Origin of the sequence: Candidatus Pelagibacter sp. Uisw_099_02 (genome assembly GCF_047727625.1) — a bacterium.
In the GTDB taxonomy this organism is placed as follows: domain Bacteria; phylum Pseudomonadota; class Alphaproteobacteria; order Pelagibacterales; family Pelagibacteraceae; genus Pelagibacter.
This window is the reverse complement of record NZ_CP159822.1, coordinates 972,359-998,545: the sequence shown is the minus strand read 5'-3', so window position 1 is coordinate 998,545 and position 26,187 is coordinate 972,359. Positions and strand designations below refer to the sequence as shown.

Annotated in this window: 25 protein-coding genes and 1 pseudogene; 8 read left to right on the top strand and 18 right to left on the bottom strand. The window is 30.0% G+C overall.

Annotated features, from left to right (window positions below; translation table 11 throughout):
• Positions 1–8: 8 nt before the first annotated feature.
• On the top strand, positions 9–1,262 hold the full coding sequence (locus ABXT47_RS05360) for a cytochrome b (RefSeq protein WP_415308102.1): 1,254 nt from the start codon (positions 9–11) through the stop codon (positions 1,260–1,262).
• 9 nt (positions 1,263–1,271) lie between these two features.
• Complete coding sequence (locus ABXT47_RS05355) at positions 1,272–2,051, top strand: cytochrome c1 (protein ID WP_415308101.1); 780 nt, start codon at positions 1,272–1,274, stop codon at positions 2,049–2,051.
• Here ABXT47_RS05355 and ychF read toward each other — a convergent pair.
• The 7 genes and pseudogenes from ychF to lgt form a co-directional block, all read right to left on the bottom strand.
• Positions 2,028–3,101, bottom strand: a complete 1,074-nt coding sequence (gene ychF, locus ABXT47_RS05350; RefSeq protein WP_415308100.1) for a redox-regulated ATPase YchF — start codon at positions 3,099–3,101, stop codon at positions 2,028–2,030. The two genes, ABXT47_RS05355 and ychF, sit on opposite strands and share 24 nt — an antisense overlap.
• Entirely contained in the window at positions 3,101–3,661 is a 561-nt protein-coding gene (gene pth / locus ABXT47_RS05345) for an aminoacyl-tRNA hydrolase (RefSeq protein ID WP_415308099.1), read from the bottom strand. The genes ychF and pth overlap by 1 nt, the downstream gene beginning before the upstream one ends.
• Positions 3,662–3,706: 45 nt before the next feature.
• Positions 3,707–4,402, bottom strand: a complete 696-nt coding sequence (locus ABXT47_RS05340) for a 50S ribosomal protein L25/general stress protein Ctc (RefSeq protein ID WP_415308098.1) — start codon at positions 4,400–4,402, stop codon at positions 3,707–3,709.
• Positions 4,403–4,446: 44 nt separating this feature from the next.
• Positions 4,447–5,379 carry a ribose-phosphate pyrophosphokinase gene (locus ABXT47_RS05335; RefSeq protein WP_415308097.1) on the bottom strand — a complete coding sequence of 311 codons (933 nt, stop codon included), beginning with the start codon at positions 5,377–5,379 and terminating at the stop codon, positions 4,447–4,449.
• A gap of 9 nt (positions 5,380–5,388) precedes the next feature.
• Positions 5,389–6,147: a peptidoglycan editing factor PgeF gene (gene pgeF / locus ABXT47_RS05330; RefSeq protein ID WP_415308096.1), complete on the bottom strand. Its 759-nt coding sequence runs from the start codon at positions 6,145–6,147 to the stop codon at positions 5,389–5,391.
• A pseudogene (locus ABXT47_RS05325) lies at positions 6,140–7,113 on the bottom strand (SAM-dependent methyltransferase). Before ABXT47_RS05325 ends, pgeF begins: the two are co-directional and overlap by 8 nt.
• A 67-nt stretch (positions 7,114–7,180) precedes the next feature.
• Complete coding sequence (lgt, locus tag ABXT47_RS05320) at positions 7,181–7,954, bottom strand: prolipoprotein diacylglyceryl transferase (RefSeq protein ID WP_415308095.1); 774 nt, start codon at positions 7,952–7,954, stop codon at positions 7,181–7,183.
• 32 nt (positions 7,955–7,986) lie between these two features.
• Here lgt and ABXT47_RS05315 point away from each other — a divergent pair, with 32 nt between their 5' ends.
• Positions 7,987–8,241, top strand: a complete 255-nt coding sequence (locus ABXT47_RS05315) for a hypothetical protein (protein ID WP_415308094.1) — start codon at positions 7,987–7,989, stop codon at positions 8,239–8,241.
• Here ABXT47_RS05315 and ABXT47_RS05310 read toward each other — a convergent pair.
• The 3 genes from ABXT47_RS05310 to ABXT47_RS05300 are packed head-to-tail and all read right to left on the bottom strand — an operon-like array spanning position 8,219 to position 10,626.
• Positions 8,219–9,538, bottom strand: coding sequence for an ATP-binding protein (locus tag ABXT47_RS05310; protein WP_415308093.1), 1,320 nt, complete (start codon positions 9,536–9,538; stop codon positions 8,219–8,221). The two genes, ABXT47_RS05315 and ABXT47_RS05310, sit on opposite strands and share 23 nt — an antisense overlap.
• A complete protein-coding gene (locus ABXT47_RS05305) occupies positions 9,519–10,196 on the bottom strand; it encodes a response regulator (RefSeq protein ID WP_415308092.1) in 678 nt (225 codons plus the stop codon). The genes ABXT47_RS05310 and ABXT47_RS05305 overlap by 20 nt, the downstream gene beginning before the upstream one ends.
• Complete coding sequence (locus tag ABXT47_RS05300; protein WP_415308091.1) at positions 10,189–10,626, bottom strand: MarR family winged helix-turn-helix transcriptional regulator; 438 nt, start codon at positions 10,624–10,626, stop codon at positions 10,189–10,191. Before ABXT47_RS05300 ends, ABXT47_RS05305 begins: the two co-directional genes overlap by 8 nt.
• A gap of 70 nt (positions 10,627–10,696) precedes the next feature.
• Between ABXT47_RS05300 and ABXT47_RS05295 the strand changes: the two genes are divergently transcribed.
• Positions 10,697–11,569, top strand: a complete 873-nt coding sequence (locus ABXT47_RS05295) for a branched-chain amino acid aminotransferase (RefSeq protein WP_415308090.1) — start codon at positions 10,697–10,699, stop codon at positions 11,567–11,569.
• Between the two features lie 5 nt (positions 11,570–11,574).
• Here ABXT47_RS05295 and pgsA read toward each other — a convergent pair whose 3' ends face one another.
• The 5 genes from pgsA to uvrB are packed head-to-tail and all read right to left on the bottom strand — an operon-like array spanning position 11,575 to position 17,311.
• On the bottom strand, positions 11,575–12,159 hold the full coding sequence (gene pgsA / locus ABXT47_RS05290; protein ID WP_271511643.1) for a CDP-diacylglycerol--glycerol-3-phosphate 3-phosphatidyltransferase: 585 nt from the start codon (positions 12,157–12,159) through the stop codon (positions 11,575–11,577).
• Positions 12,160–12,161: 2 nt separating this feature from the next.
• On the bottom strand, positions 12,162–13,997 hold the full coding sequence (gene uvrC, locus ABXT47_RS05285) for an excinuclease ABC subunit UvrC (RefSeq protein WP_415308089.1): 1,836 nt from the start codon (positions 13,995–13,997) through the stop codon (positions 12,162–12,164).
• Positions 13,984–14,409, bottom strand: a complete 426-nt coding sequence (locus ABXT47_RS05280) for a dihydroneopterin aldolase (RefSeq protein ID WP_415308088.1) — start codon at positions 14,407–14,409, stop codon at positions 13,984–13,986. Before ABXT47_RS05280 ends, uvrC begins: the two co-directional genes overlap by 14 nt.
• Positions 14,406–15,158: an SDR family oxidoreductase gene (locus ABXT47_RS05275; protein WP_415308087.1), complete on the bottom strand. Its 753-nt coding sequence runs from the start codon at positions 15,156–15,158 to the stop codon at positions 14,406–14,408. The genes ABXT47_RS05280 and ABXT47_RS05275 overlap by 4 nt, the downstream gene beginning before the upstream one ends.
• Positions 15,140–17,311, bottom strand: coding sequence for an excinuclease ABC subunit UvrB (uvrB, locus tag ABXT47_RS05270; protein WP_415278012.1), 2,172 nt, complete (start codon positions 17,309–17,311; stop codon positions 15,140–15,142). The genes ABXT47_RS05275 and uvrB overlap by 19 nt, the downstream gene beginning before the upstream one ends.
• A gap of 35 nt (positions 17,312–17,346) precedes the next feature.
• On the opposite strand from uvrB, the gene ABXT47_RS05265 reads away from it, so the two are divergent.
• Positions 17,347–18,546, top strand: a complete 1,200-nt coding sequence (locus tag ABXT47_RS05265; RefSeq protein ID WP_415308086.1) for a pyridoxal phosphate-dependent aminotransferase — start codon at positions 17,347–17,349, stop codon at positions 18,544–18,546.
• Here the strand turns inward: ABXT47_RS05265 and ABXT47_RS05260 are convergent.
• Complete coding sequence (locus tag ABXT47_RS05260; RefSeq protein ID WP_415308085.1) at positions 18,539–20,308, bottom strand: ABCB family ABC transporter ATP-binding protein/permease; 1,770 nt, start codon at positions 20,306–20,308, stop codon at positions 18,539–18,541. The genes ABXT47_RS05265 and ABXT47_RS05260 overlap by 8 nt on opposite strands.
• Before the next feature lie 103 nt (positions 20,309–20,411).
• On the opposite strand from ABXT47_RS05260, the gene ABXT47_RS05255 reads away from it, so the two are divergent.
• From ABXT47_RS05255 to ABXT47_RS05245, 3 genes are all read left to right on the top strand, one after another.
• Positions 20,412–20,861, top strand: coding sequence for a YtoQ family protein (locus ABXT47_RS05255; RefSeq protein WP_271483063.1), 450 nt, complete (start codon positions 20,412–20,414; stop codon positions 20,859–20,861).
• An 11-nt stretch (positions 20,862–20,872) separates the two neighbouring features.
• Positions 20,873–21,523 (top strand): NAD(P)H-binding protein, encoded by a 651-nt coding sequence (locus tag ABXT47_RS05250; RefSeq protein WP_415308084.1) that lies wholly within the window; start codon positions 20,873–20,875, stop codon positions 21,521–21,523.
• A 206-nt stretch (positions 21,524–21,729) separates the two neighbouring features.
• Positions 21,730–23,541, top strand: coding sequence for a hypothetical protein (locus tag ABXT47_RS05245; protein WP_415308083.1), 1,812 nt, complete (start codon positions 21,730–21,732; stop codon positions 23,539–23,541).
• Positions 23,542–23,549: 8 nt separating this feature from the next.
• Here the strand turns inward: ABXT47_RS05245 and ABXT47_RS05240 are convergent, their stop codons facing one another.
• Together ABXT47_RS05240 and ABXT47_RS05235 are read right to left on the bottom strand one after the other, a co-directional pair.
• Entirely contained in the window at positions 23,550–23,894 is a 345-nt protein-coding gene (locus ABXT47_RS05240; RefSeq protein WP_415308082.1) for a hypothetical protein, read from the bottom strand.
• Complete coding sequence (locus ABXT47_RS05235; protein ID WP_415308081.1) at positions 23,894–26,035, bottom strand: autotransporter domain-containing protein; 2,142 nt, start codon at positions 26,033–26,035, stop codon at positions 23,894–23,896. Before ABXT47_RS05235 ends, ABXT47_RS05240 begins: the two co-directional genes overlap by 1 nt.
• Positions 26,036–26,187: the final 152 nt, after the last annotated feature.

Sequence of the window (26,187 nt, the reverse complement as noted above, 5' to 3'; positions counted from 1 at the left end):
GAATAGTTATGAGTGATCAAGAATACATTCCTAAATCAAAATTTGGAAAATGGTTTAATGACAGATTACCTCTTTTGTCACTTGCTAGTCACCTAACAGATTATCCGACGCCAAAAAATTTAAATTACTGGTGGACATTTGGTGGAATATTAACCTTTTGTTTAATTACACAAATAGTAACGGGCTTAACTTTGGCAATGCATTATATCGCACATGCTGACTTAGCTTTCGAAAGTGTTGAGCATATTATGAGAGATGTAAATTATGGATGGCTTATAAGGTATATCCATTCAAATGGTGCCTCGATGTTTTTCCTTGCAGTGTACATTCATATTTTTAGATCTTTATTTTATGGATCTTATAAATCACCAAGAGAAATAATTTGGATTATTGGAATAATTATTTACCTTTTGATGATGGCAGCTGCTTTCATGGGTTATGTGCTTCCATGGGGTCAGATGAGTTTTTGGGGAGCAACCGTTATTACAAATCTTTTTAGCGCCATACCTTTAGTGGGAGAGGGAATAGTAAATTGGTTATGGGGTGGTTATTCTGTAGATAACCCAACTTTAACTAGATTCTTTACTCTTCATTACTTAATTCCATTTTTAATAGTAGGGTTAGTGGTTCTTCATATTTGGGCCTTACACGTTCCTGGAAATAATAACCCAGTAGGAATTGATGTTAAAAAACCTTCCAAAGATACAGTGCCATTCCATCCATACATCGTGATTAAAGATGGTTTTGCACTATTAATGTTTATGATTGTTTTTGCATTTTTTGTATTTTATTCACCGAATATTTTAGGACATGCAGATAATTATATAGAAGCAAATCCAATGGTGACACCAGCTCATATTGTTCCTGAATGGTATTTGTTACCTTTTTATGCGATCTTAAGATCAGTTCCAGATAAATTAATGGGGGTGGTTGCAATGCTATCAGCAATTTTAATCTTAGCTGCATTGCCTTGGTTAGATACTTCAAAAATTAGGTCAGCAGTATTTAGACCTCTTTACAAACAATTTTATTGGATATTATTGGCTGATGTATTAGTTCTTGGTTATGTAGGTGCAATGCCAGCTGAAGGGCTTTACTTATTAATTGCTAGGGTTGCCACAGCTTATTACTTCATTCATTTTTTAATAATCTTACCAGTTTTAGGATTTAAAGAAAGAACCATACCTTTGCCATTGAGCATTACAGAACCAGTACTGGGAGGTATGCCGATGGCATCAGCTGTTAAAAAAAAGAAAGTTTAAATTAATTAAGTGAAAAATATTTTCAAAATAAGCTATTCAATTATTTTTTTATTAGCAGGAACTCTTTCTGTTAATGCAGCAGAAAAAGCTGATCTTTTAAAAACAGATTGGAGTTTTAAGGGTTTATTTGGAAAATTTGATAGAGGAGCATTGCAAAGAGGTTATCAGGTTTATTCAGAAGTTTGTGCTGGGTGTCATTCAATGAAATATGTAAGTTACAGAAACCTTTCTGAGCCTGGAGGACCAGAGTTTAGTGAAGAGCAAGCAAAAGCTATAGCAACTAGTTTTGAAGTTACTGATGGGCCCAATAGTGAAGGTGAAATGTTTGTAAGGCCAGCAAAGCTATCTGACAAGTTTGTTATGCCTTTTGAGAATGTTAAAGCAGCTCAAGCTGCGAATGGAGGAGCTTATCCACCAGATATGTCAGTACTAGCAAAAGCTAGAAGTGGCGGGGTTGATTATATTTACTCAGTACTTTTAGGTTATGAAGACCCACCTAGCGGTATAACTCTCGATGATGGGGTTTATTATAATAAATACATGTATGGTAATAAAATTAAAATGTCACAACCTTTAATGGATGATGCGGTAGAATACAGTGATGGCACAAAAGCTACAGAAGAGCAAATGGCAAAAGATGTTACAACATTTTTAATGTGGGCTGCAGAACCACATTTAGAAGCAAGACATAAAATGGGCTTTAAAGCTATTTTGTATTTGATTATTTTAACTATTTTAGTTTATTTCAGTATGAAGAAAATTTGGTCACGTATTGAATCTGAAGTTTAATATATCACCATCTTTTACAATATAATCTTTTCCTTCAAGCCTCATCTTTCCATTAGTTTTAGAATTTACCCAGCCATTATTAGCAATGAAATCTTCATAGGCAATTGTTTCTGCTCTTATAAAGCCTTTTTCAAAATCAGTGTGGATTTCTCCAGCTGCTTTTGGCGCGGTACAATTTTTTTGGATAGTCCAGGCCCTAGTTTCTTCAGGTCCTGATGTAAAATAAGTGTCTAGTTCTAAAATATTGTAGCCTTTTTGAATTAACATGTTTAATCCAGTTCTTTTTAGGCCAATCATCTCCATATAATTTTCTTTTTCTTCATTTTCTAATTGATTTATTTGATTTTCAATATCAGCTGAAACTATTAAAGTGTTTTTTTCACCAAATTTATCAATAAAAGCTTGTGTGTATTTATTTCCATTTTGTACACTTGCTTCGTCAACATTACATACAAAAATTTTACGTTTTAAAGATAGTAAACCACTTTGGTTTACTAATTTTTTTTCAAATTGATCATAAAGTATTTGTATATCTTTAGAATTATTTATGCAGTCAGAAGCAATTTCTAATATTTTTAATTGTTCCTCATCAACATTTTTTTTATTATTTTTTTCCAGTCTTTTTTGTATTGATTCAAGGTCTGCCAACATCATTTCTGTTTCAATAATTTCCAAATCTCTGATTGGATCAACAGTTAGATTCACATTTTGAATATCATCAGAGTCAAAACATCTGATCATGTGTATTACTGCATCCACTTCCCTTATGTGGGATAAGAATTTATTTCCTAAACCTTCACCTTTAGAGGCACCCTCTACAAGCCCAGCTATATCTACAAATTCAATGGTAGTATTAATTTTTTTTTTAGATTTTGATATTTCAACTAGCTTGTCTAGTCTTTTATCAGGAACTGGAACCACACCAACATTTGGTTCTATTGTACAAAAAGGAAAGTTTGCAGCTTGTGCCTTGCTAGAATTTGTGAGTGCATTAAATAAAGTTGATTTACCAACATTAGGTAACCCTACAATTCCACACTTAAAACTCATTATTTATTATTTATTGTGCTTGCAAATAAATCTAATTTTTTATCAATTAATATAGACATTGAATTAATAATATTATTTGTAATTTTTTCTAATTGTAACATTTCATCCTCATCAAAATCTTTTAATACATGGTCTGAAACATCAGCTTTAGTTTTCGGTCTTCCAATTCCAATTCTTACTCTTGAATAGTCTTTACCTATAAATTTATCTATAGATTCAATTCCATTATGCCCTGCACTAGATCCTGCAAATTTTGCTTTTACTTTTCCAAACTCAATATCAAGATCATCATGAAATACGACAACATCTTCAGCATCTATTTTAAAATATTCAATTAACTCTCTTATACAAATTCCAGAATTGTTCATAAAAGTTAGAGGTTTTATTGCATAGACTTTTTCACCTTCAATATTCCCAGTAGTTAATAACCCTTTAAATTTAGGTTTCTGTTTAGAAAGACCAAATTTCTTGTTAAGAGCATCAATCAACTTAAAACCTATATTGTGTCTATTATTTTCACTGTTGGGTGTTGGGTTTCCTAAACCTACAAATAAAAGCATAATTTTTTAAGTTCGTATCTAGGAATTTTCACTATAATAAATTTATTATTTTTTTTCTTCAGGAGTAGCTTTTTTTTCTTCGCCTTCTTTTTTATCTCCATCAGTTGATGGGGCTGAATCTTTTCCATCTGCTGCTGCCTCATCTGTTCCTTCTGCTTCAGCTGGTTTTTCAGGCTCTTTAACAACTGTAGGTGCTGCCAATGTCGCAATTACAAAATCACGTCCAATAATTGTTGGGGTGACACCCTCTTCTAATTTAACTGAAGATATCTTAAAACTTTCTCCAATATCAATTCCATCAAGATCAATTATAATTGCCTCTGGAATTTTTTCACTTACACACTTTAATTCAATTTTTCTTCTAACTATGTTTAGTACCCCACCTCTTTTTAAACCCGGTGATGTTTCGTGATTAATAAATTGTACAGGTACCTCAATTCTAATTTTTACACCTGGTACAACTCTTAGAAAATCTATATGTGTTGGTTCATCTGATATTACATTATATGTGACCTCTCTTGGTAATACATTTTGAGGCTTACCATCCAAGCTAAGAGCTATAATGTTAGATAAAAAATTTTCTTTTTCAAGTAATGACTTGAGTGTTTTTTTTAAAACTGTAACTTTTTGATTTTGTTCTGATCCACCATAAACAATGCCTGGAATATTGCCAGCCAATCTAAGAGACCTAACATCTCCTTTGGATTTGGTATTTCTAGTATTTGCTTCAAGTGAATTCATAAAAAGGAGGCTTTTAGCTCAAGTTACATAATAACTCAAGATAATTATTTAAATAAATCTGATACGGATGTCGAATTAGAAATTCTTTTAATCGCCTCTCCCATAAGGGTCGAAATTGGTAAAACTTCTATATTTTTAGTATTCTTAATTTTATCTTGGTTGTCAATTGTGTCTGTTATCACCAATTTTTTTATAACAGATTTTTTAATTTTATCTATTGCCTCACCACTTAGGACACCGTGTGTAATATAAACATAGACTTCTTTTGCCCCTCTATCTTTTAATGCTTTAGCAGCATTAACTATGGTTCCCCCAGAATCAATTATATCATCAACTATAATGCAGGTTTTGTTCTTAACATTTCCTATAACATTCATAACTTTTGATTTACCTGGTTTAGGTCTTCTTTTATCAACAATTGCAAGCTCAACACCTAAAATTTTACCAAGAGCTCTTGCCCTTTCGGTTCCTCCTACATCTGGTGCAACACAAATAATATTTTTACTTTTAATATTTTTTTTCACATGTCTTGCAAAAATAGGAGTAGCAAATAAATTATCTACAGGAATATCGAAAAAACCTTGAATCTGACCTGCATGCAAGTCAACAGTAACTACACGGTCAGCACCAGCTTTAGTGATTAGATTAGATACAAGTTTAGCTGATATAGAAGTTCTTGGCACCACCTTTCGATCTTGTCTAGCATAACCAAAATAAGGAATAACAGCTGTAATATTTTTAGCTGAAGATCTTTTTAAAGCATCAATACATAGAAGCAATTCCATCAAATTATCATTTGCAGGTGAAGATATCGATTGAATTATAAATATACTATTACCTCTAATATTTTCATTAATTTCTATATAAATCTCTCCATCAGAAAATTTTTTAATACTAGAATTTACAAGTTTAGTTTTTAAATATTTTGCAATATTTTTGCTTAGAGGTTTATTACTATTTCCAGTTAATAATTTCATGAGATACAATCAATTAATCATAATTATTGAAATATTTCTACCATAATCACTCTCATTGTGGCTAATAGATCTTCTAGCGCTAAAAAATTTATTTTTGATATTAAACGTATCTTTATCAATAATATCAATTTTCTTTATATTTAAGCTCTTTAATTGAAAGTAGATATATTTATTTAAACTAAAATAATTTTTATTCTTAATCTTTTTAAAAAAAATCGTATTTTTTTTGTCTTTTTTAATAAATTTTTTTGTAAAGTCTTTTTTAACCTCATAGTTATTACTTGAAATACATGGACCTATAGCAGCAGTAATATTTTTTTGGAAACAACCTTTTTTAATCATAAATTTAACAACTTTTTTTACAATATCTTTATAAGCTCCCCTCCAGCCTGCATGAATTGCTGCTACCATTTTCATCTTGCTGTCATAAATTAATATTGGAGCACAATCAGCTGTTAAAACTGCAATCGGTAAATATTTTTGATTAGTTATTACTGCGTCAGCTTTAGGCTTTCTTTTATTGTTATATTTGTCATCAATATAAATGAATTTATTACTATGGAATTGATGAAGTAAAAAAATATTTTTTGCTTTTTTGCTAATATTTTTTCTTACTATTTGTAAGTTTTTTTTAATATTTAATTTATTATCTTTTGAGCCTGGGCCACAATTTAAGCTCTTATAAATATCTTTTGATTTGCCACCAACACTATTAAAAAAGCCGTGTTTTAAATCTTTTATTCTTAATAGTTTTTTTGATTTAATCAATTTCAAAGCCTGTCTTAAATTTATTTTTTGTTTTTTTTATCAGCATAACTTTAAATAGCTCACCCATTTGTTTTTCATCTATAAGACGTCTAATACGGTAAAATAAGTCTGATTTTTTTGAAAAAGGTATATTTTCACTTATAATTTCTGCCCTTTGAACTATTCCCATACTAGTTAAAAATTTTTTTTGATTACTAATAATAGAATCTAAATCAGTAAATTGAGCAACAAATTTTTCAAATAAATTAAAATTAATATTATAAGTTATATCAGAGTCTCCAATTTCCTCCAAAACATTAGAATATTTATGATTATTCACAGCTTGTAAAGTTTCATGCATTTTTGAATTCAAATATCCATAATCAATTACTAATATTCCTCCATCATTTTTTTTAATTATGTTGCAAATATTTTTTAAATATTTGAAAGAGAGTGGTGAATATTCGATAATGTCTTGATTTTTTGAAATTTCAAAATTTAAGTTTTTTTCAATCTTCTTAATATCTGTTATGTGTTCTTTAAAATTTGCTTTGTCGATTTCTTTTAAATCTACAAATCTTTCAAACCAGTTTTTTTTTTTCTAAAAAACTGTTTAATTGGTAGAGCATCAAAGAATTCATTAGCTAAAAATATTGTTGGATTTGAATTAGTTTTATTAATATCGTCAACCCAGGTTACATCATCAGATTTTAAATTTTGTTGTTGTTGATTAGTTAAAAAGATACTTTTTTCATGTATTTGAAAATTACAACTATTAGCGCATTCTGGAAAACTTTTTAGTGTTGCAATTATCACCTTCATCATCTCACCATTTCCCGCACCCAGTTCTAATAGATTGAATTTTTTTGGCGAACCAATACTTTTCCAAAAAGTTATAACCCAAATAGCAATTATTTCAGAAAAAAGCCTTGTAATATTTGGTGCAGTAATAAAATCTCCCTCTTTTCCAAAAGGGTTTTTTTTCATGTAATAACCGTTATCTTTGTCGTAAAGAGCAAATTCAATGAATTTATCTAAGGGTAGGCTAGATTCTCTATTTATTTTCATTTTTGATATAAAATAGAATTGTTCCAATTGTTACAAACATCAAACTAATAATTTGACCCATAGATAAATTAAAAATTAAGTAACCCAGCTGTTCATCTGGCACTCTAAAAAACTCAACAAAGAATCTAAATATTGAATAGAAAATTAAAAATAATCCTGAAATTAAACCAGGTTTTCTTAAATAATTTTTTCTTCTAAAGTACAAAAGTATTAAAAATAAAATAACACCCTCTAAAACTGCCTCATATAATTGTGATGGATGTCTTGGTAAATTATCTACTTTAGTAAATGTAACTGACCACAAGACTTCTGTAGTTTTTCCATAGAGTTCTGAATTAATAAAATTAGCCAATCTTCCAAAAAAAATTCCAATAGGAGCTACTAATGACACATGATCCATATACTCAAATGGATCTTGATTATTTTTTTTAGCAAAAATTATGCTTGAAAGAATTATGCCCAGTAAACCACCGTGAAATGACATTCCACCTTGCCATATTTTAAAAACATCTAGGATGTTATGTGAATAATAATTAAAGTTATAAAATATTACGTATCCCAATCTTCCACCTAAAATTATTCCAATAATCAAATAGGTTATATAATCGTCGAATTTTTCACGTATATCTGAATTTTTAATGAATATTTTTTTACATAAAGACCAGCCAATTATAATTCCCAATATATAGGCTAAAGAATACCATCTAATTTCAAGCGACATAATCTGAAAAGCAACTGGGTCAAAATTATTAATGAACATTTTAAATAATACTTATAAACTATATCTTAAATATGAAAAATTCTAAATTTATTATTGATAAGCTTGGCAAACTTTTTGAACAAGGCATAATTTCCTCAAAAGATCTTAGTTCTGAACTTTTTAATATTTTGAAATCTAAAAGAGATGAGGTAGTTTTTAAAATGAAGTTAACAAGTAAAGAAGAAACTGATATTTTGATTAAAAGAGTTGAAAATCTTGAAAAAAAAATAGAAAAGTTAGAAAAAAATAAGTTAAAAAAAAGAACTACAGGGGTAAAAAAACCTTAACTCTCAATCCATTAAGCGGAGATTTTTCTAGAATAATATTTCCTCCATGTGATTTTATGATATCCGATGTAATGGATAATCCCAGGCCAACACTAGATCTTGAATTCCCTCTACTTTTATCAAGTTTATAAAAAGGTTTAAAAACATTTTGGTATTCATTTTCAGGAATGCCAAGGCCATCATCATCAATAGTGATTATTATATTATTATTCTTTTTTGATAGTCCAAGGTTTATTTTATCTGCATATTTAATAGAATTATCAATTATGTTGTTTAAGGATCTTTGGATTAAATTTTTTCTACCATGCATGTAAGCTCTAGGAATTAGTTTTGTCGAAATATTGCTATTACTATACTTATTGATTGTACTTTTAATTAACTCTGAGATGTCAAAAGTTTCATTTTTTTCTAAATAAGACGAGCTAGTAAATTGCAAATATTCATTAAGCATTTTTTCCATTTCATCAATATCTAAAGACATTTTTTTGGATAACTCCTCGTCTTTTATAAAGGATAGTTGAAGCTTAAGTCTTGTTAATGGTGTTCTTAGATCATGGCTAATCCCTGATAGCATTTCAGATCTTTGATTGAGGTGCCTCATGATTCTTTTTCTCATTTTATCAAATTCTAAGCCTGCTTGTCTTATCTCTAATGCACCAGAAGGTCTATATTCATCAATGTTTTCACCTCTACCAAATCTCTCAGCAGCTTTTGCAAGATTAACTATTGGTCTTGTTTGATTTTTTAAAAATATTATTGCTATAGTTATCATCAGTAATGCTGGAAGAGTTATCCACAGTCCAAACAATCTTGCAGAAGTGCTTGCTACTCTATCTTTTGGAATAAAAAATTCAAAATAACCATCTAAATGTTTTATATTTATATGAATAAGATCTTGATAAGTTATTGTATCAAACCAATAGTTATTTACACCAATATTTGACTTTAACTCTCTCCTTAAAGTTCTATCAATTGGACTAAACCATCTCTCTTTAAGAGGCCTCTTAAATAATTGGTCATTTTTGTACTCAACGTTGAGATCTAAATAAATTGAAAAAAGACCAGATAAATCATTATTATTATATTTATCATTATCGTAAGCAGTAATAAAAGTTTTCATTTCACCAACTAAAGCACGTGTCATCCCTTTATTAGTTTTAATCCAAAGACTGTCAAAAAAAACAATAGTTATAATTAATTGCAAGACAATAATAGGCACTGCTACAATTAATAAAGCTCTATAAAATAATCTTCGAGGTAACAAATTTTTTATAAATTTACTCAATCCATAAGACATAGCCAGCTCCTCTTAATGTTTGTAAGTATTTTGGGTTTTTTGGATCAGTTTCAATTTTTTTTCTTAAACGTGTAATTATAACATCTATAGATCTTTCTTTTTCTAGATCAATCATTTTTCCAATATCCTCTCTAGAAAATGTTTTACCAGGATTATTGATCATTCTCTCTAAGATAATTTTTTCAGTATTATTTATTTTGAATTCATTTTCTTTTTTAATAATTAAAAGCTTATTTAGATTAATTTTAACATTTCCAAACTCAATAATTCTTTTTTGATTATTTTTTTTAGTTTTATTAAGAATATTTTTTATTCTTAATATGAGTTCTTTAGGCTCAAAAGGTTTTGGTAAATAATCATCGGCACCAACTTCTAATCCTCCAACTCTATCCTCTGCCTCTCCCTTTGCTGTTAAAAGAATTATAGGTGTATCAATTTTTGATTTATTATCTTTGATAAACTCTAATCCACTTTTCCCAGGCATCATCACATCTAAAACAATTAAATCAAATTTAATAATTGAAACCTTTTCCAAAGCATTTTCAGCACTATCTGAAGTGGTAACTAAAAAGTTATTTTCATTAAGATATTTTTTTACCAAAGATCTAATCCCATCATCATCATCAACAACTAAAATATGAGCTATAAAGTTATTCATTGATTATCTTTTTTAAAACAGTATCAAAGTTAATAACTTGATCAGAGTTTGAATTTAAAAGAGCATTGCAAATTCTTTTTTTTTGAGCTGAAAATACTTCTTCAAAAATTTTTTCACCTTTCTCATTTAAAAAAATATGTTTAGTTCTTGTATCTTGCTGTCCTTTTTGAAAAAAAATAACATTAAGTTTAATTAAATCTTTTAAAACTCTATTTAAGCTTTGTTTTGTAACCTTAAGTTTTTTCAGTAGCTCTGAAATTGTAATTCCTTTATACATCGAAAGCAGGTGAAGTACCTTATGATGTGCTATCCCAATAGAGTATTTGTCCAGTATGCTCTTAGCATCGGCAAAAGACTCTCTGTAGCTTATAAATAGCCTTTCTATTAATTCTTTTAACTGAGTATCTTTTAAATATAAAAGTTCTTTCATTATAGGTAAGTTATATTGACATATTATAGATACAAAGATAATTTTAAAAAAAAATTAAATTAATTCACACATGATACCCTACGATAAAAGATCTGGTAAAATTTGGTATAATAATGAGCTTGTTGATTGGGCTGATGCTAAAATTCACATTTTAAACCATGGACTTCATTACGCAAGTTGTGTTTTTGAAGGAGAAAGAGTTTATGACGGATCAATATTCAAATTAGAAGAACATACTACAAGGCTTTTTTATTCAGCTAAAAGAATGGGAATTACAATGCCATATTCAGAAACAGAAATAAATGATGCATGTAATAAAATTATTTCAGTTCAAAATATAAAAGATGGTTATGTAAGACCAATGGCCTGGAGAGGCAGTGAAATGATGGCAATCTCTGCACAACAAACAAAAATTCATGTTGCTGTAGCAACTTGGGATTGGGGTTCTTATTTTGATCCAAAATTAAAAGTTAATGGGATTAAATTAAATATTTCAAACTGGAGAAAGCCAGCACCAAATACAATACCGTGGGATACAAAAGCATCTGGCTTATATATGATCAACACTCTGTCAAAACATGAAGCAGAACAGCAAGGTTATACAGATTCCTTAATGCTGGATCATGAAGAAAATATTGCAGAAGCAACTGGAGCAAATATTTTTTTTAAAGATAAAAATGGAGAAATACACACTCCAATTCCAGATTGTTTTTTAGATGGAATAACAAGAAGAACTGTTATTGAGATTGCAAAATCCAAAGGAATTAAAATTAATGAGAGAAAAATTAAACCAGAAGAGCTAAAAGATTTTGTTGGTTGTTTTTTAACTGGGTCAGCTGCAGAAGTAACACCAGTATCGTGTATTGCAGATAATCTATTCAAGGTTTGTGAAACTATAATTGATTTAAACGAAAGTTATCAAGCTTTAGTAAGAAAAAAATAGATTATTTACTTTTTATTATCCTCAGATATTGCATGGTCAATGCCTTTTCTTAAATATTCATAACCGGTATATAGAGTTAAAAATGCTGAAAGCCAAAGCAGGATTATACCAATAGTTTGTGCATTATAATCCTGAAAGTTTAAAATTTTATTACCAGTTTCACCCGTCAGTAAAAGAGCTATGGCAACCATTTGTAAAAAAGTTTTTAATTTTGCTAAATTAGTTACGGGTAATTTAATTTGCCCTCTAGCTAAAAACTCTCTTAAGCCTGAAATTAGAATTTCTCTTGTAAGTATTATAATTGCAGCAATAACTTCGTAATGTTTAATTGTTCCACTCATAACCAATAATATAAGTGCAGTAGCAACAATGATTTTATCTGCTATAGGATCAAGTAATTCACCTAACTTAGACTCTTCGCCCATCATTCTTGCCAACATTCCATCCAAAAAATCAGTAAATGAGGCAATCACAAATAATACGCATGCGGTTAAATCACCGTAAAAGCCTGGCAAATAAAATGCCAGAACAAAAAAGGGTACAATTATAATTCTACCAATTGTTAAAATATTTGGAATTTTTTTAAGCATAATTATTCGTGAAAAAAGTTATATATCTTTTTTGCAACTTTTTCCTCAACACCTTCAACTGATTTAATCTCATCAAAACTTGCGGATTCTACCGCTCTAGCGGAACCAAAATGGTTTAATAGTGCTCTTTTTCTAATAGATCCAATACCATCAATTTGATCTAATAATGATTTTGTAATTCCTTTTGCTCTTTTTGCCCTATGAGAGGTGATGGCAAATCTATGTGCTTCATCACGTAGTCTCTGCATAAAAAAGAGGGTGGGGTCATTCTTATCAAATTTAAATGATTTGCCCTTATAGAAAAAAGTTTCATCTCCACTATTTCTTAATTTACCCTTAGCAATAGCAATCATAGGAAGATCGTGTAAACCAAATTCATCCAATACTTCTTTGGCAGATGAATATTGGCCTTTACCACCATCAATTAATATCAAATCAGGGAGAGTTAAATAATTTCCCTTTTCTAACATTGCTCTTTTAAATCTTCTTGTAAGAACTTCTTTTAACATTGCAAAATCGTCTTGTTCAGCACCCTTTGTCTTGATGTCAAATTTTCTATATCTTTTTTTAACAAATCCTTCATTTCCAAAAGTAATCATAGCACCTACACTATTTGTTCCTGAGATATGGCTATTATCGTAAACCTCAACCAAGTTTAGACCATTTTTAAGATCAAATTTTTTAGTCACACTATCAAATAAATTTTTATTATTATTTGTTTCATAAATTTTTCTATTAAGTGACTCTTTGGCATTTTTTTCTGCCATAGCAATGACTTTAGCTTTGGTACCTTTTTTTGCTACATTAATAGAGATTGTGCTACTTTCTTTTTTGCTTAAAGTTTCTTCAATTAATTTCTTGTCCTCAATTTCTGTATTAATAATTATTAATTTTGGAACATTTTTATTTTCATAAAACTGCATCAAGAAGGAAGACATTATTTCAGATACGTCCTGATCAGGATCGTGTTTTGGAAAATAAGCTTGGTTGCCCCAATTTTGTTTAGACCTATAAAAAAATACCTGAATGCAAGTTTTACCAGATTCTTTATAGGCAGCAATTACATCAGCATCAATTAAATTTGCTTCATTAATTCTTTGTGATGATTGAATTATATTTAAGGATTTAATTCTATCTCTAAAAATAGAAGCTCTTTCAAAATCAAGTTTTTCACTTGCTTCCTCCATTTGTTTAGATAGGTTTTTTTGTATGTCTCTTGATTTACCCGATACAAACTGAATTGCCTGATCTACTGATTTTTTATAATCTTCCTTATCAATATAATCCACACAAGGACCTGAACATCTTTTTATTTGATAAAGTATGCAGGGTCTTTTTCTATTCTTGAAAGTGCTATCATCACAAACACGAATTTGAAATATTTTTTGAAGCATCTTAATTGTCCAATTTGCAGTTCCTGCTGAAGCAAACGGCCCAAAGTAAAATCCTTCTTTATCTTTTTTCCCCCTATGTTTTGTAACTTGTGCCCATTGGTCTTTATTGCTGATGAAAACAAAGGGAAAAGACTTGTCGTCTTTAAGCAATATATTGAATTTAGGTTTATATTTTTTGATTAAATTAGCCTCTAAAAGAAGTGCTTCACTTTCATTCGCAGTAGTCGTTATCTCTAACTTAAAAGTTTGAGAGAGCATCCTTGCTGTTCTGATGATATGATTTTTTTCAGCCACATAACTCTTCAATCTATTGGGTAGGTTTTTTGCTTTACCTACATATAAAATCACATCCTTGTGATCAAGCATTCGATAAACTCCAGGACTTTTAGGAATTAATGGAAGCTCTTTTCTAATTACGTCTTTGCCTAATTCAGAGCTTTTCATGACTTCTTTTTTTGGTAATTTGGATACCAACAGAGGCACATTCTTTTATAATTTCTAATTTTTCAATTTGAAGCATAATTTTTCCAATTCGTTTATCTTTAAACAATACATCAAAAACATCTTCAGCCAGTGTTTCTAAAAAATTATAATGCTTCTTTTTTGCAAGTTTTGTAATTAATTTTACAACCTGACCATAATTAACAATTGATTTAATATCTTTGTCATTTGTTGGTTTTCTATCTTCATAATCAATCTCTAAACTAAATTTTACTTTTTGTGTTTTTTCTTTTTCAAAATCATAATAACCAAGCTTTAAATCTAAAGTTAGTTCTTTAATAAGAATTTTTTTTTCGTAATTAAATAAACTTTTATTTTTATCTATTTTAATAATATTTAAATTATTTTTTTTCATTCTTTTCCAATTACATCTGGTGTTTGCCAGTTTAAACTTTGTCCACTATCTATTGCTATTACTTGACCTGTAATTGAACTGTTTTTGATAAAAAAGTCAACAGCAGAACATATGTCTTTTACATTTACCTGTTGTTTTAAAGGGGTTGCTAAGTACTGCTTTTTAAAATGCATGTCAGTTTGCCTTTTGTTTTTTATAGTAGGTCCTGGTGCAATTCCATTAACCCTTATATTTGGAGCTAATTCCATAGCACTAGTTTTTGTTAGAGTATAAAGGCCAGTTTTGCTTAAAGTATAAGAAAAGAAAAAGGGAGTTAACTTAAAAACTCTTTGATCAATTATGTTTATAATATTGTTATTTTTACCTTTTGTATTTTTTGAAAATTCTTTTGTAAGATATGCGGGTGCTTTTAAATTTACATCAATATGCTGGTTCCAGCTTTTAGAAGAAAAATTTTTAAGACTGTCATTTTCAAACAATGAAGCATTATTGACCAAACAATCAAAGTATTTTAATTTTAACTTTGAGAATTTTATAATTTTTTTTAAATCTTGTTCCTTGGCAAGGTCACCTTTTACCAAATAAACTTTTGTTTTATTTTTTGATAATTCTTTTTGTAATTTTTCAGCGTCAGATTTAGAACTATTGTAATGAATTACCATTTCAACTCCTGGACCTGAGAGTTTCTTTGCAATAGCAGCACCTATTCTTGTTGCTGCTCCTGTGATAATTATTTTGTTTGCTTCCATTTTTTCTTACCTTTTTGTGCTCTTGTACCAGGTAAGCCCATTGTTGATCTACCTTTTGGATATGTTCTATTTTCTTGGTTATAGTGTTTTATTTTTGGGTTTAAAACAATTTCTAACTCTGATGCTTCTAAATTTCTTATTTCATCTCTAATTTTACCAGCTTCTTCAAATTCAAGATTTGTGGCTGCATCTTTCATTCTTTTGTTGAGCATCTTTAAGTGTTTCTTTAAATTTCCACCAATATTGTCTCCAGTACCTACTTTTAAATAATCCTTGTCATAAACATTCTGCAACACATCACTGATTTCTTTCTTAATAGAGACGGCATCAATATTATGCTTTTTATTATAGGCAACTTGGATTGCCCTTCTTCTATCAGTTTCCTGTATAGCTTTTTTTATACTTTTAGTTTCTTTATCTGCATAAAGAATAACTCTTCCTTCCAAGTTTCTTGCAGCCCTTCCAATAGTTTGAACTAAAGAAGTTTCGGATCTTAAAAATCCTTCTTTATCAGCATCTAAAATCCCAACTAATGCACATTCTGGAATATCTAGCCCTTCTCTTAAAAGGTTAATTCCTACTAAGACATCAAAAACACCAAGTCTTAAATCCCTCATGATTTCTATTCTCTCTAGTGTATCGATGTCCGAGTGTAAATATCTAACCCTAATTCCATTTTCGTGAAAATATTCGGTTAAGTCTTCAGCCATTTTCTTTGTTAAAGTTGTGACCAATACTCTAAAATTTTTGTCGATTGTTTTTTTGCATTCATGCATCAAGTCATCAACTTGATTTTTGGCGGGTTTTATTTCAACTGGTGGATCAATTAGACCAGTAGGCCTTATTATTTGTTCAACAAATTTACCCTTAACTTGCTCTAATTCCCAAGGGCCTGGTGTTGCTGATACAAAAACTGTTTGTGTTCTCATTGCATCCCATTCTTCAAATTTAAGAGGTCTATTGTCCATGCAAGAAGGTAATCTAAAACCATATTCGGCAAGATTACTTTTTCTAGATCTGTCTCCTTTGTACATACCATTTAATTGAGGAACTGTTACATGGCATTCATCTACAAAAATAAGAGTGTTGTCAGGAAAGTATTCAAATAGAGTGGGAGGTGGTTCCCCTGGTTTTCTTCCAGATAAAAAACGAGAATAGTTTTCAATACCAGCACAAGACCCTGTTGCTTCTATCATCTCTAAATCAAACTTAACTCTTTCTTCTAATCTTTGTGCTTCAAGTAATTTATTTTGTTCTTTGAATTTTTTTAAAGTTACTTCTAATTCTCTTTTAATTTTAATAATTGCTTGCTCAATAGTTGGTTTAGGTGTGATGTAATGACTATTAGCATAAACTTTTATTACATCTAAATCTTGAATTAGATCTCCTGTTAAGGGATCAAATTCCTCTATTTTTTCTAATTTATCGCCAAATAAACTTAATCTCCATGCTCTATCTTCAAAGTGTGAAGGAAATATTTCAAGATATTCTCCTCGAGCTCTAAAAGTTCCTCTATAAAAACTCTGATCATTTCTTTTGTATTGTAAATTTACTAAAGTTTTTATTAGTTGCTCTCTGCTGTATTCATAATCTTTCTTTAAACTCAACGTCATCTTGCTGTACGCTTCAACAGAACCCAGACCATAGATACAAGAAACACTTGCAACAATAATTACATCATCTCTCTCTAATAGTGATCTAGTAGCTGAGTGACGCATTCTATCTATTTGTTCATTAATGGAAGCTTCTTTTTCAATATAAGTGTCAGACCTTGGTACATAAGCCTCAGGTGTATAGTAATCATAATAAGATACAAAATACTCAACAGCATTGTCTGGAAAAAAAGATTTCATCTCTCCATAAAGCTGTGCAGCTAGTGTTTTGTTAGGAGCAAGTATTAGAGCTGGTCTATTAGTTTTTTCAATTACTTGGGCCATTGTAAAAGTTTTTCCAGAACCTGTTACACCAAGCAAAACTTGGTTTAACTCTTCTTTATTTGCACCCTTAACTAGTTGTTTTATTGCTTCTGGCTGATCACCTGCTGGTTTAAAATCTGTAACAAGTTTAAATTTTTTCCCACCTTCTAGTTTCTGGTGAATTTCAGGATTTTTACTCTGTATATCTGTAATTAAATCTTGATAAGTATTTTGCATTATCTATAAAACTATTAGAATAAAAATATATTTCAATGAGCATTATATCAGACAGTCTAAAAAAGATTAAACCATCGCCAACTATTGCTGTAACTCAAAAGGCAAGAGAGTTAAAAGCTGCTGGAAAAGACGTTATAGGTTTAGGAGCAGGAGAGCCTGACTTTGATACACCAGATAATATCAAACAAGCGGCTATAAAAGCCATTAATGACGGTGATACCAAATATACAGCCGTTGATGGAACTGCTGCCTTAAAAGATGCTATTGTTAAAAAATTTAAAAGAGAAAACAGTCTAGACTATACAACTGATCAAATCACAGTTGGTGCTGGTGGAAAACATGTAATTTATAATGCCATGATGGCAACCCTAAATGAAGGGGATGAGGTTATAGTTCCTGCACCTTATTGGGTTTCTTATCCTGACATGGTTTTATTAGCAGGTGGAACTCCAATTATTTTAGAGTGTAATGAAAAACAAGGATTTAAAATTAATCCAGCTGAATTAGAAAAATATATAACACCAAAAACAAAGTGGATAATATTAAATTCACCATCAAATCCAACAGGCGCTTGTTATACTGAAGGTGATATTAAAGAAATCGCAGATGTTTTAGCAAAACATCCTCACGTGCATATTTTAAGTGATGATATTTATGAGCACGTAACATACGAAGGTTTTAAATTTTTTACTATTGCACAAATTGATAGCTTGAAAGAAAGAGTTCTTACAATGAACGGTGTGAGTAAAGCTTACTCAATGACTGGCTGGAGAATAGGGTATGCGGCTGGTCCTAAAGAAATTATTAAAGCAATTGCTAAAATACAATCGCAATCAACAACAAATCCATCTTCAATTAGTCAAGCTGCAGCGGTTGAAGCATTAAATGGAACTCAAGATTTTATAAAAGAGAGAGCAATTTCATTTCAAGAAAGAAGAAATTTTGTTGTTAAAGCATTAAATGAAATAGACGGAATTGAATGTTTAAATCCAGATGGAGCATTTTATGTTTTTCCAAGCTGCAAAGGGTTAATTGGAAAAAAAGATACAAACGGTAAAGAGCTTAAGACAGATACTGATTTTGTTCAGTCTTTATTAGAAAATAGTGGTGTTGCAGTTGTTCAAGGTTCTGCATTTGGTTTAGAGGGTTTCTTTAGAATATCTTATGCAACTTCTATGGAAAATCTTAAAAAAGCATTAGAAAAAATATCTTCTTTTTGTAAAAGTCTTAACTAGGTTTTTGCTTTCCCCACATCTCAAAATATTTACCTTTTTCTAGTAATAAACTCTCATGCGTCCCTTGTTCAATAATAGCACCCTGATCAAGAACAATAATATTATCAGCATTTGCAGCTGTAGATAGTCGGTGAGCAATAATTAAAGTTGTTTTACCTTTAGAGACATTCTCTAGATTTTTTTGAATTTCTTTTTCTGTACTAGTATCTAATGCAGATGTCGCCTCATCAAAGAAAAATATTTTAGGATTTTTTAGAATAGTTCTTGCAATAGCAACTCTCTGTTTCTCTCCACCAGATAATTTCAACCCTCTTTCTCCTACAATTGTTTCATAACCATCCGGTAAAATTGTTATAAAATCATGTATATCAGCATTTTGTGCAGCACTAATAACTTCCTCTTTAGTAGCACCAGTATTACCGTAAGCTATATTATAATAAATCGTGTCATTAAATAAGACAGTGTCTTGTGGGACTACACCAATAATTTTTCTTAAAGAGTTTTGAGAAATTTTATTTACATTTGTATTGTTAATAAAAATATTTCCTTCTTTTGGATCATAAAACTTGAATAACAGTCTACTTATTGTTGATTTACCAGCACCCGTTGGTCCTACGATAGCTACTTTTTTTCCATTAGGAACAGTAAATGAAATATTTTTAATGATAGTTCTTCTTACGTCATAATCAAAACTAATGTTTTCAAATCTAATTTCTGCATCGTTACTTTGGGGTATATCATCAAGATCATCATTCGTTGTTGGGGAAACTTCTAATAAGCTAAACATGTTTTCCATATCAGTTAGTGCTTGCCTAATTTCTCTATAAACAGAACCCAACCAATTCAATGGCTGATATAATTGGAGCATGTAGGCATTAATTACAACAAACCCACCAATATTAATCTCTCCACTTTTGATCCCATAAACTGACATCACCAACATAATAGTAATACCCACCATTATGATAAATGTTTGGGCTATGTTTAATAGTGAAAGAGAATGTCTACTTTGATTTGCTGCTAACTCATATTCTTCTAATGATTGATCAAGTCTATTAGCTTCAAAGGCCTCATTGTTAAAATATTTAACTGTCTCAAAGTTCAATAAACTATCAATCATCTTAGTGCTGACATCGTTATCAGCTTGGTTCATTCTTTTTCTAAATACATTTCTCCATTCAGTAATCTTAAAAGTTAAGAAAGAATAAAGGCCAATAGTTACAAGTGTTACAACAGCATACCATGGGCCATATAGATAAAATAAAATCCCAGAAACCAAGAACACTTCAAAGAAAGTAGGCACAATATTAAACAAGACATATCTTAGGAGAAAATCTATTCCTTTAGTTCCTCTGTCTATATATTTTGCTAGTGCACCTGTTTGTCTATTTAAATGAAATTGTAAGGATAGATTGTGAAGATGTTGGAACATTGTCAAAGATATTTGTCTAATAGAATGCTGGGAAACTTTTGAAAATAAGGCATCTCTAATTTCAACAAATGTGAAAGCTATTACTCTTGTAACACCATAGCCAACTACTAAAGCTATTGGTACCAGCATAAATAAATTAATACCTGAGCTTAATTCTGTCAGAGAGTTTACCGCACTACCCAATACTAAAGGAGTACTAACGCTTGCTATTTTTGCTAAAACTAAAGCAACAACTGCAAAACTAACTCGTATCCTTAAATCTTTCCTTTTTTTAGGCCACAAATAAGGAAGCAACAGTTTAAAAGTTTTAATGTATTTACCCTTTTTCACAATGTAGATATAACCGATTAGTAAAAATTTGTTACAAGCAAATTAGACTTTATAATAAATTAAAAAATGATATTTAAACTAAAAAAGCAATAAGGAGACATAAATGTTGAGTGTATATTTAGCAGGTGAAATTCACAGTAATTGGCGAGAAGAAATTATTCAACTTTGTGAAAAAGAGAAATTAGATGTTAAATTTACATCTCCCATAACTGATCATGAAGCCTCTGATAATTGTGGTGTAGAAATTCTAGGGGCCGAAGAAAAAAATTTTTGGAAAGATAGAAAAGGCGCTAATATCAATTCAATTCGAACTAAGAAATCTATTCAAGATTGTGATGTAATTATTGTTAAGTTTGGAGAAAAATTTAAGCAATGGAATGCAGCTTTTGACGCGGGTTATGCTACAGCACTTAATAAATCTATGATTGTTATTCATAACGATGATCATCAACATGCTCTTAAAGAAGTGGATGGCTCAGCTGCTGCTGTTGCATCAGATCAAAAACAAGCTTTTCGTATATTGAAATATATATTGGAAGGTTCCTTAAAGTAGGTCTAGTTATAATGAAAACGGCTTTATTATTTGGGTCATCAGGCTTGGTTGGAGGTCACCTCCTTAATCAATTAATTAAGGATACTAATTACTCTAAGATAAAATTATTTGTTCGCTCAGTTCCTGAAATTAGCGATCCAAAAGTAGAGATTATTAAGACTGATTTTAACAACTTACAAAATCACAAAGAGGACATCAAAGGTGATGACTGTTTCTTTTGTATTGGTACAACTAAAAAAAATTCCCCCAATAAAGATGAATATAAAAAGGTTGAACTTGATATTCCTAAAGAAGTTGCAAAAATTGCAAAATCAAATTTGGTTAACTCATTTATTTTTGTTTCTGCATTGTATGCAAACCCCAAGAGTTCAGGAGACTATGTAAGATTTAAAGGACTAGTTGAAGAAGGGTTAAAAGAACTTAATTTTCCAAAACTTGGAATAATGAGACCATCTTTTTTAATAGGTAATAGAAAAGAAAAGAGAGTAAGTGAAACAATAGGTATTTTTGCATTTAAGTTACTTTCTCCGTTGCTTTTAGGTCCTTTAAAGAAAATGAAACCTATTCATTCCGAGACAGTTGCAAAAGCAATGATAATTGTTATTCAAAAAGATATTCAACAAACTATTTTTGAGTCAAATCAAATTGTTGAGATTAACTAATCTTAATTCCACACTTAAAATAGGAAAGTTCAAAAGATAAGTAAAATTAACATAAATCCTACATTTTTATTACCCAATATGGGTACATAAAATTACAAAAGTACAAATAAAACATAATTTATAGAGTATTTTTCACCATGATTTTGTTTTGGAGTAAATTGCTTAATTACTTTTATATTCTTTTTTTTTTATTTTGCTCTTTTCTTATGGGTTCTGCCTATTCAGAAAATATAACAGAAGCCAATACTGTAAATAGTACTAGTAATAACAATACCACTCAAAAAAAATTCAATGAAGATGACACATCTTTAACAATTTCAGATTCTATCACTTTATCAACAAGTTCATCATCAACAGTAGATATTAATGCAAAAGATAATGGAACTGTAACAGTTGAGTCTGGCTCTTCAATTTTTTCTAATGGTGCTTCTTCATCTAATGCAATTCAGGGAAAAAATCAATCAGGCTTAACCGTAACTAACTCAGGAACTATCAGCGCCGGTAATTCTAAAGCCATTAACTTACTGAACGCTGAAAATAGCACTATTACAAATAATTCAGGAGGTATTATTAAAAGTAATACTAATACTATTACTGTTACTGAAGGAAGTAGTGATGGTGATACAGCTAATAATGTAACAATAAATAATTCTGGAGAGATTTATGCAGAAGATGTTAGTAGAGGATTTACATCTAGTAATGCTGTCAAATCTGAAAGTGACACTGATAATATAACTATAATAAATAATTCAGGAGGACACATCCATAATAATAATGACTATGACAATGCTTTAAGAGGATCAACAGTTTTTGTTTCCTCAGTATCAGCTGCAACATTTACAAATAGTGGTACAATAGAAAATAAAGCTGGTGTTGATGCTTTCGCACTTGGATTAGCTGGAAGTGGTGTCACGGTAAATTTAAAAGATAAAGGAAAAGTAATAGGTAGAATTAGTATAGTAGGTTCAGGTCACACTATTAAATTACAACATGGTGCTGGTCAGGGTTATTTCTATGACATAGATGGAGCTGGAACTTATGACTTAGAAGATTTAGATGGCAACCCAGTTGTTAAAGGTTCAGCTGGATCAATTGGTCAAGGCGGTAATGAGATGTTAGATGAAACACTAAGTTATAAGTCTTTAAATATGAGAAAGTCTCTTATTCGTTATAATAAAATTGAGGAATATTTAAATCAAGATATAGCTTGGGGTGAATTATTCACCTCATTTAATGAAAGAAAAGGAAATAAAAGTACTTTAAAACTTGGCAGTAAAACAGCTAGTGTTGGTGTAAATTTCATCAACCCTATATCAGAAAATAAAAATTTTATTGTGTCAATAGAGAGAGGTTCACTAAATATTTCCCAAGACCATGATATTAATAAAACTAGTTTCTTAACAGGATTACATTTTAATGAAGTTGAAATTTTTAATACAAACTCAGATTTATTTATATTAGGAGGAGTAAATTACAATAAAAGTGAGAGAAACATTTTAACTAATACAACAGCAACTGGTGAGTTAAATATTACAGATTTATATGAAAACTATGAGTTTTTAATTGGAGCTAAGACAAACCTTAATAGTTTATTTCCAGATTTAAGCCTAAGTAATTTATCCCCAGATATAAGTTTAAATTTTGGCTATTCATACACACCCTCACACGAAGAAAGTGCATATTTTAAATGGGAAGACAAAGATATTTATAATGGTTCAATAGCCTTAAGTGATGAATACGAAATAATAAATAATGAAAAAACAAATTTTTATTTATCATGGATAGCTGATGCTAGATCTGTACTTGATGAAAATGTACAAGTTTTTTATGTAAATGGGGTAAAAGGATCTTACTCTCAGAATAATGATTTAAAAAAGGAATTAAGTTTATCTGCAGGTTTAAATTATGAGTATAAATTTTCAAAAAATAATATTTTTTTAATGTCACTAGATGGACTTCAAACAAGTCAAGACACAAGGGGACTACAAGCAAATTTGAGTTATATTTCTAAATTTTAATTTAATAATTATTCTATAACTTCAATTTCATTAATGATGCTTACAATTTTTCCACCTTTAAGGACGGCATTCACTTTGGCACATTCATAATATGCTGATGAACTCTCTTCAGCTGTTTGTTTCATTTCCAAACACCTAGATTTGCTCTTAGTTAATAGATGCTCAAATAATTCTAGTGGATCACCCAAATACATCATGAGACCAATTACTTCACCTTCTTTTTCAAAATCTGCTTTTTCTTCTATATCTGCTACTCTGTCATCAACACCAATTTCAAAATTTTGAAATGCAACAAAGCCTTTATAAAAAATAAAAGCTAACACTAAATAGAAAGCTATTTTTATTTTACTCATTAAAATTTACTTAATAGAGATAAGTTAGCATTATAATTTTCTTGTTTTAAAAAATCATTTTCTAAATTAAACCCTAAATCAAAACCATTTAATGCTTTAGAAATTTTAAAGCTTGAAGTCATATCTTCATCAAGGCCAAGTGCAAACTCTGTTTTTTTTCTAGATATAAAACCTATTGATAAAAATAATTCATTAATAAAACCCTTACCAAAAATTTTTTGCCTTTGATAATCAGTCCTAATTGTTAAACCTTGATCATGTATAAAATCAAACCCTTGACCTACTGTAAGTATATTTAAATCTTTTTGATTAGCTCGATAGTCAAAAGCTTCATCGACTGTCACGTATTTTGTAATTACATGAGAGTCTGAGGCAAACTCTTTACCGTATTCAAGATTAAATCTAGATTTTAAAGTTGAATTTTCTAAATTATGATCTCTGTCTATTAATACTCCTAAAGAAGCCATTAAAGACCTTATGTGTTGTTTGTTAAAGCTAAGCGCCGAACTCGCAGGGCCACTTTCTGTGTAGCTATCAAGTGTTGTATAACTTCCATCAATATGTGCTGTTGGAGTAATGGTTGCATCAAAGTTTCTACTGTATTCATATTCTCTACCAAAATTAAGTGAACCAAAAGCCTGTTTACCTTTACGGCTACCTGCATTTTTGACACTCTGTCCTTCATATACTCTTAAAATATTAGTATCTAAATAACTAACCCCAAAAACATGTTTTAAAAAATTACGATTATCTAGGCTGTTAGATCCATAAACAGACAAACTTAAAGCATTAGTATCAACTGCAGAACCAAAAGTTCCAACATCAACGTCACTGTAACCAACTCTTAAAGCAACTCCTACTATTTTGTCATTATCTATTTTATCAGCACCCACAGTTATACCAAGGCTATCCATATCTTGTGCAGAACTTAAGGAGCTGTCACCAATTTTTCCAAATCTAATACTACCTTCTGTCCATGCTGCCCAATTTTCAGGTAAACTTTTTTGAATTTGATGAAGTGGATTTAATTTAGCAGGCGTGGAACTTGAAACATTATTAGATATTTTATTGAACAATTCATTTTGAAATAGTAATTCTACTTTTTGTGCATTTGTGTTGTAGCCTTTGTTCGCTCTTAAAATAGTTAGTCTTTTTAAAGCAGACTGGCTTGAGTCATTAGCAAAATTTTTAGCAGTATTAATTTGTGCATCTATTATACCCCTTACATCTTTATTTTTTAGGGGCGTATCACATGTTGATGAACTAGTGACTTTAAAAGGACAAGTTAAGCTATACTCTTGAACTTCTTTATTTGTACCCCAATTTAAGTGATACATTTTTGTTCCAGAAATATCGAAAGCCATGCCACTTAGCAGTCCAGAATTGGAATGAGTTGGTGAGAATGTACCAGTTAATGTTGCGGTTGATATATCGAAAGCAGTAGATAAAGCGTATTCATCAATTTTATTATCAGCGTTAGAACTACCACCACCACCTTTTGCTTTTACTACAAACATTTTTGATCCATCAGCATTGAAACCTAGTCCTTGATGAAAATTTCTAGTTAATTCATTAGTAAGTGTGTTGGTTAAAGTTTTAGTATCAGGGTTATATGGTGTTGAAAGATTATATTCTTCTACCCGCGTATTTGTCTGATTCAAAACAAACATTTTTGTTCCATCATTATTAAAAGCAAATCCTCTTGGATCACCACCAATAGAAGTAAAAAGGGTATCATCTACAGTGATCGATCCAATATCATAGGGTGTACTTAAAGACCATCTATCAATCCCATCATTATTAGTTCCTAAAATAAAAATTACAGTTCCATCTGAATTAAATTTTACATCTTGTGGTTTACTCTCTTCGCTTTGGATAAGTACTGACTTTTCTAAAGTTGCTGAAGTAATATCAAAAGCTGTTGTTAGATTATATTGTAATATTTTATCAGCACCAATTCCTGTAATATACATTTTGGTACCATCAGGTTTAAACGTTATCCCAGTAGCGCTTCCTTCATCGCTGCTGATATCAAAATCAGCAATTAATGTAGGTTCTGCTAAAACTTTTGATAACAATAAAGTCATTGTTATAAAAAAAATAAAAGAATATTTGATTAATTTTTTTAAAAAAAATTTCATAATAAAAAATACCTGATAAATTTTTATTTATTAGCTTTCCTATTGTTATTAGCACCCAAAGTGGGTGTTAATAATGTAACAACTACGATGATTTTGATGAGGTTTTAAACTCTTACTAATATCTAAGCAAAATTAAGATTTTATTTATATCA

Coding starts and splice junctions, on each gene's coding strand:
- ABXT47_RS05335 (WP_415308097.1), bottom strand. CDS start 5,379: ATGAAATTATTAACTGGAAATAGTAATAAACCTCTAAGCAAAAATATT.
- pth (WP_415308099.1), bottom strand. CDS start 3,661: ATGCTTTTATTTGTAGGTTTAGGAAACCCAACACCCAACAGTGAAAAT.
- ABXT47_RS05340 (WP_415308098.1), bottom strand. CDS start 4,402: ATGAATTCACTTGAAGCAAATACTAGAAATACCAAATCCAAAGGAGAT.
- ABXT47_RS05275 (WP_415308087.1), bottom strand. CDS start 15,158: ATGGAAGCAAACAAAATAATTATCACAGGAGCAGCAACAAGAATAGGT.
- ABXT47_RS05295 (WP_415308090.1), top strand. CDS start 10,697: ATGATACCCTACGATAAAAGATCTGGTAAAATTTGGTATAATAATGAG.
- ABXT47_RS05250 (WP_415308084.1), top strand. CDS start 20,873: ATGAAAACGGCTTTATTATTTGGGTCATCAGGCTTGGTTGGAGGTCAC.
- ABXT47_RS05235 (WP_415308081.1), bottom strand. CDS start 26,035: ATGAAATTTTTTTTAAAAAAATTAATCAAATATTCTTTTATTTTTTTT.
- ABXT47_RS05280 (WP_415308088.1), bottom strand. CDS start 14,409: ATGAAAAAAAATAATTTAAATATTATTAAAATAGATAAAAATAAAAGT.
- ABXT47_RS05315 (WP_415308094.1), top strand. CDS start 7,987: ATGAAAAATTCTAAATTTATTATTGATAAGCTTGGCAAACTTTTTGAA.
- ABXT47_RS05245 (WP_415308083.1), top strand. CDS start 21,730: ATGGGTTCTGCCTATTCAGAAAATATAACAGAAGCCAATACTGTAAAT.
- uvrC (WP_415308089.1), bottom strand. CDS start 13,997: ATGAAAAGCTCTGAATTAGGCAAAGACGTAATTAGAAAAGAGCTTCCA.
- ABXT47_RS05265 (WP_415308086.1), top strand. CDS start 17,347: ATGAGCATTATATCAGACAGTCTAAAAAAGATTAAACCATCGCCAACT.
- uvrB (WP_415278012.1), bottom strand. CDS start 17,311: ATGCAAAATACTTATCAAGATTTAATTACAGATATACAGAGTAAAAAT.
- pgsA (WP_271511643.1), bottom strand. CDS start 12,159: ATGCTTAAAAAAATTCCAAATATTTTAACAATTGGTAGAATTATAATT.
- ychF (WP_415308100.1), bottom strand. CDS start 3,101: ATGAGTTTTAAGTGTGGAATTGTAGGGTTACCTAATGTTGGTAAATCA.
- ABXT47_RS05240 (WP_415308082.1), bottom strand. CDS start 23,894: ATGAGTAAAATAAAAATAGCTTTCTATTTAGTGTTAGCTTTTATTTTT.
- ABXT47_RS05360 (WP_415308102.1), top strand. CDS start 9: ATGAGTGATCAAGAATACATTCCTAAATCAAAATTTGGAAAATGGTTT.
- ABXT47_RS05305 (WP_415308092.1), bottom strand. CDS start 10,196: ATGAATAACTTTATAGCTCATATTTTAGTTGTTGATGATGATGATGGG.
- ABXT47_RS05300 (WP_415308091.1), bottom strand. CDS start 10,626: ATGAAAGAACTTTTATATTTAAAAGATACTCAGTTAAAAGAATTAATA.
- ABXT47_RS05255 (WP_271483063.1), top strand. CDS start 20,412: ATGTTGAGTGTATATTTAGCAGGTGAAATTCACAGTAATTGGCGAGAA.
- lgt (WP_415308095.1), bottom strand. CDS start 7,954: ATGTTCATTAATAATTTTGACCCAGTTGCTTTTCAGATTATGTCGCTT.
- ABXT47_RS05310 (WP_415308093.1), bottom strand. CDS start 9,538: ATGTCTTATGGATTGAGTAAATTTATAAAAAATTTGTTACCTCGAAGA.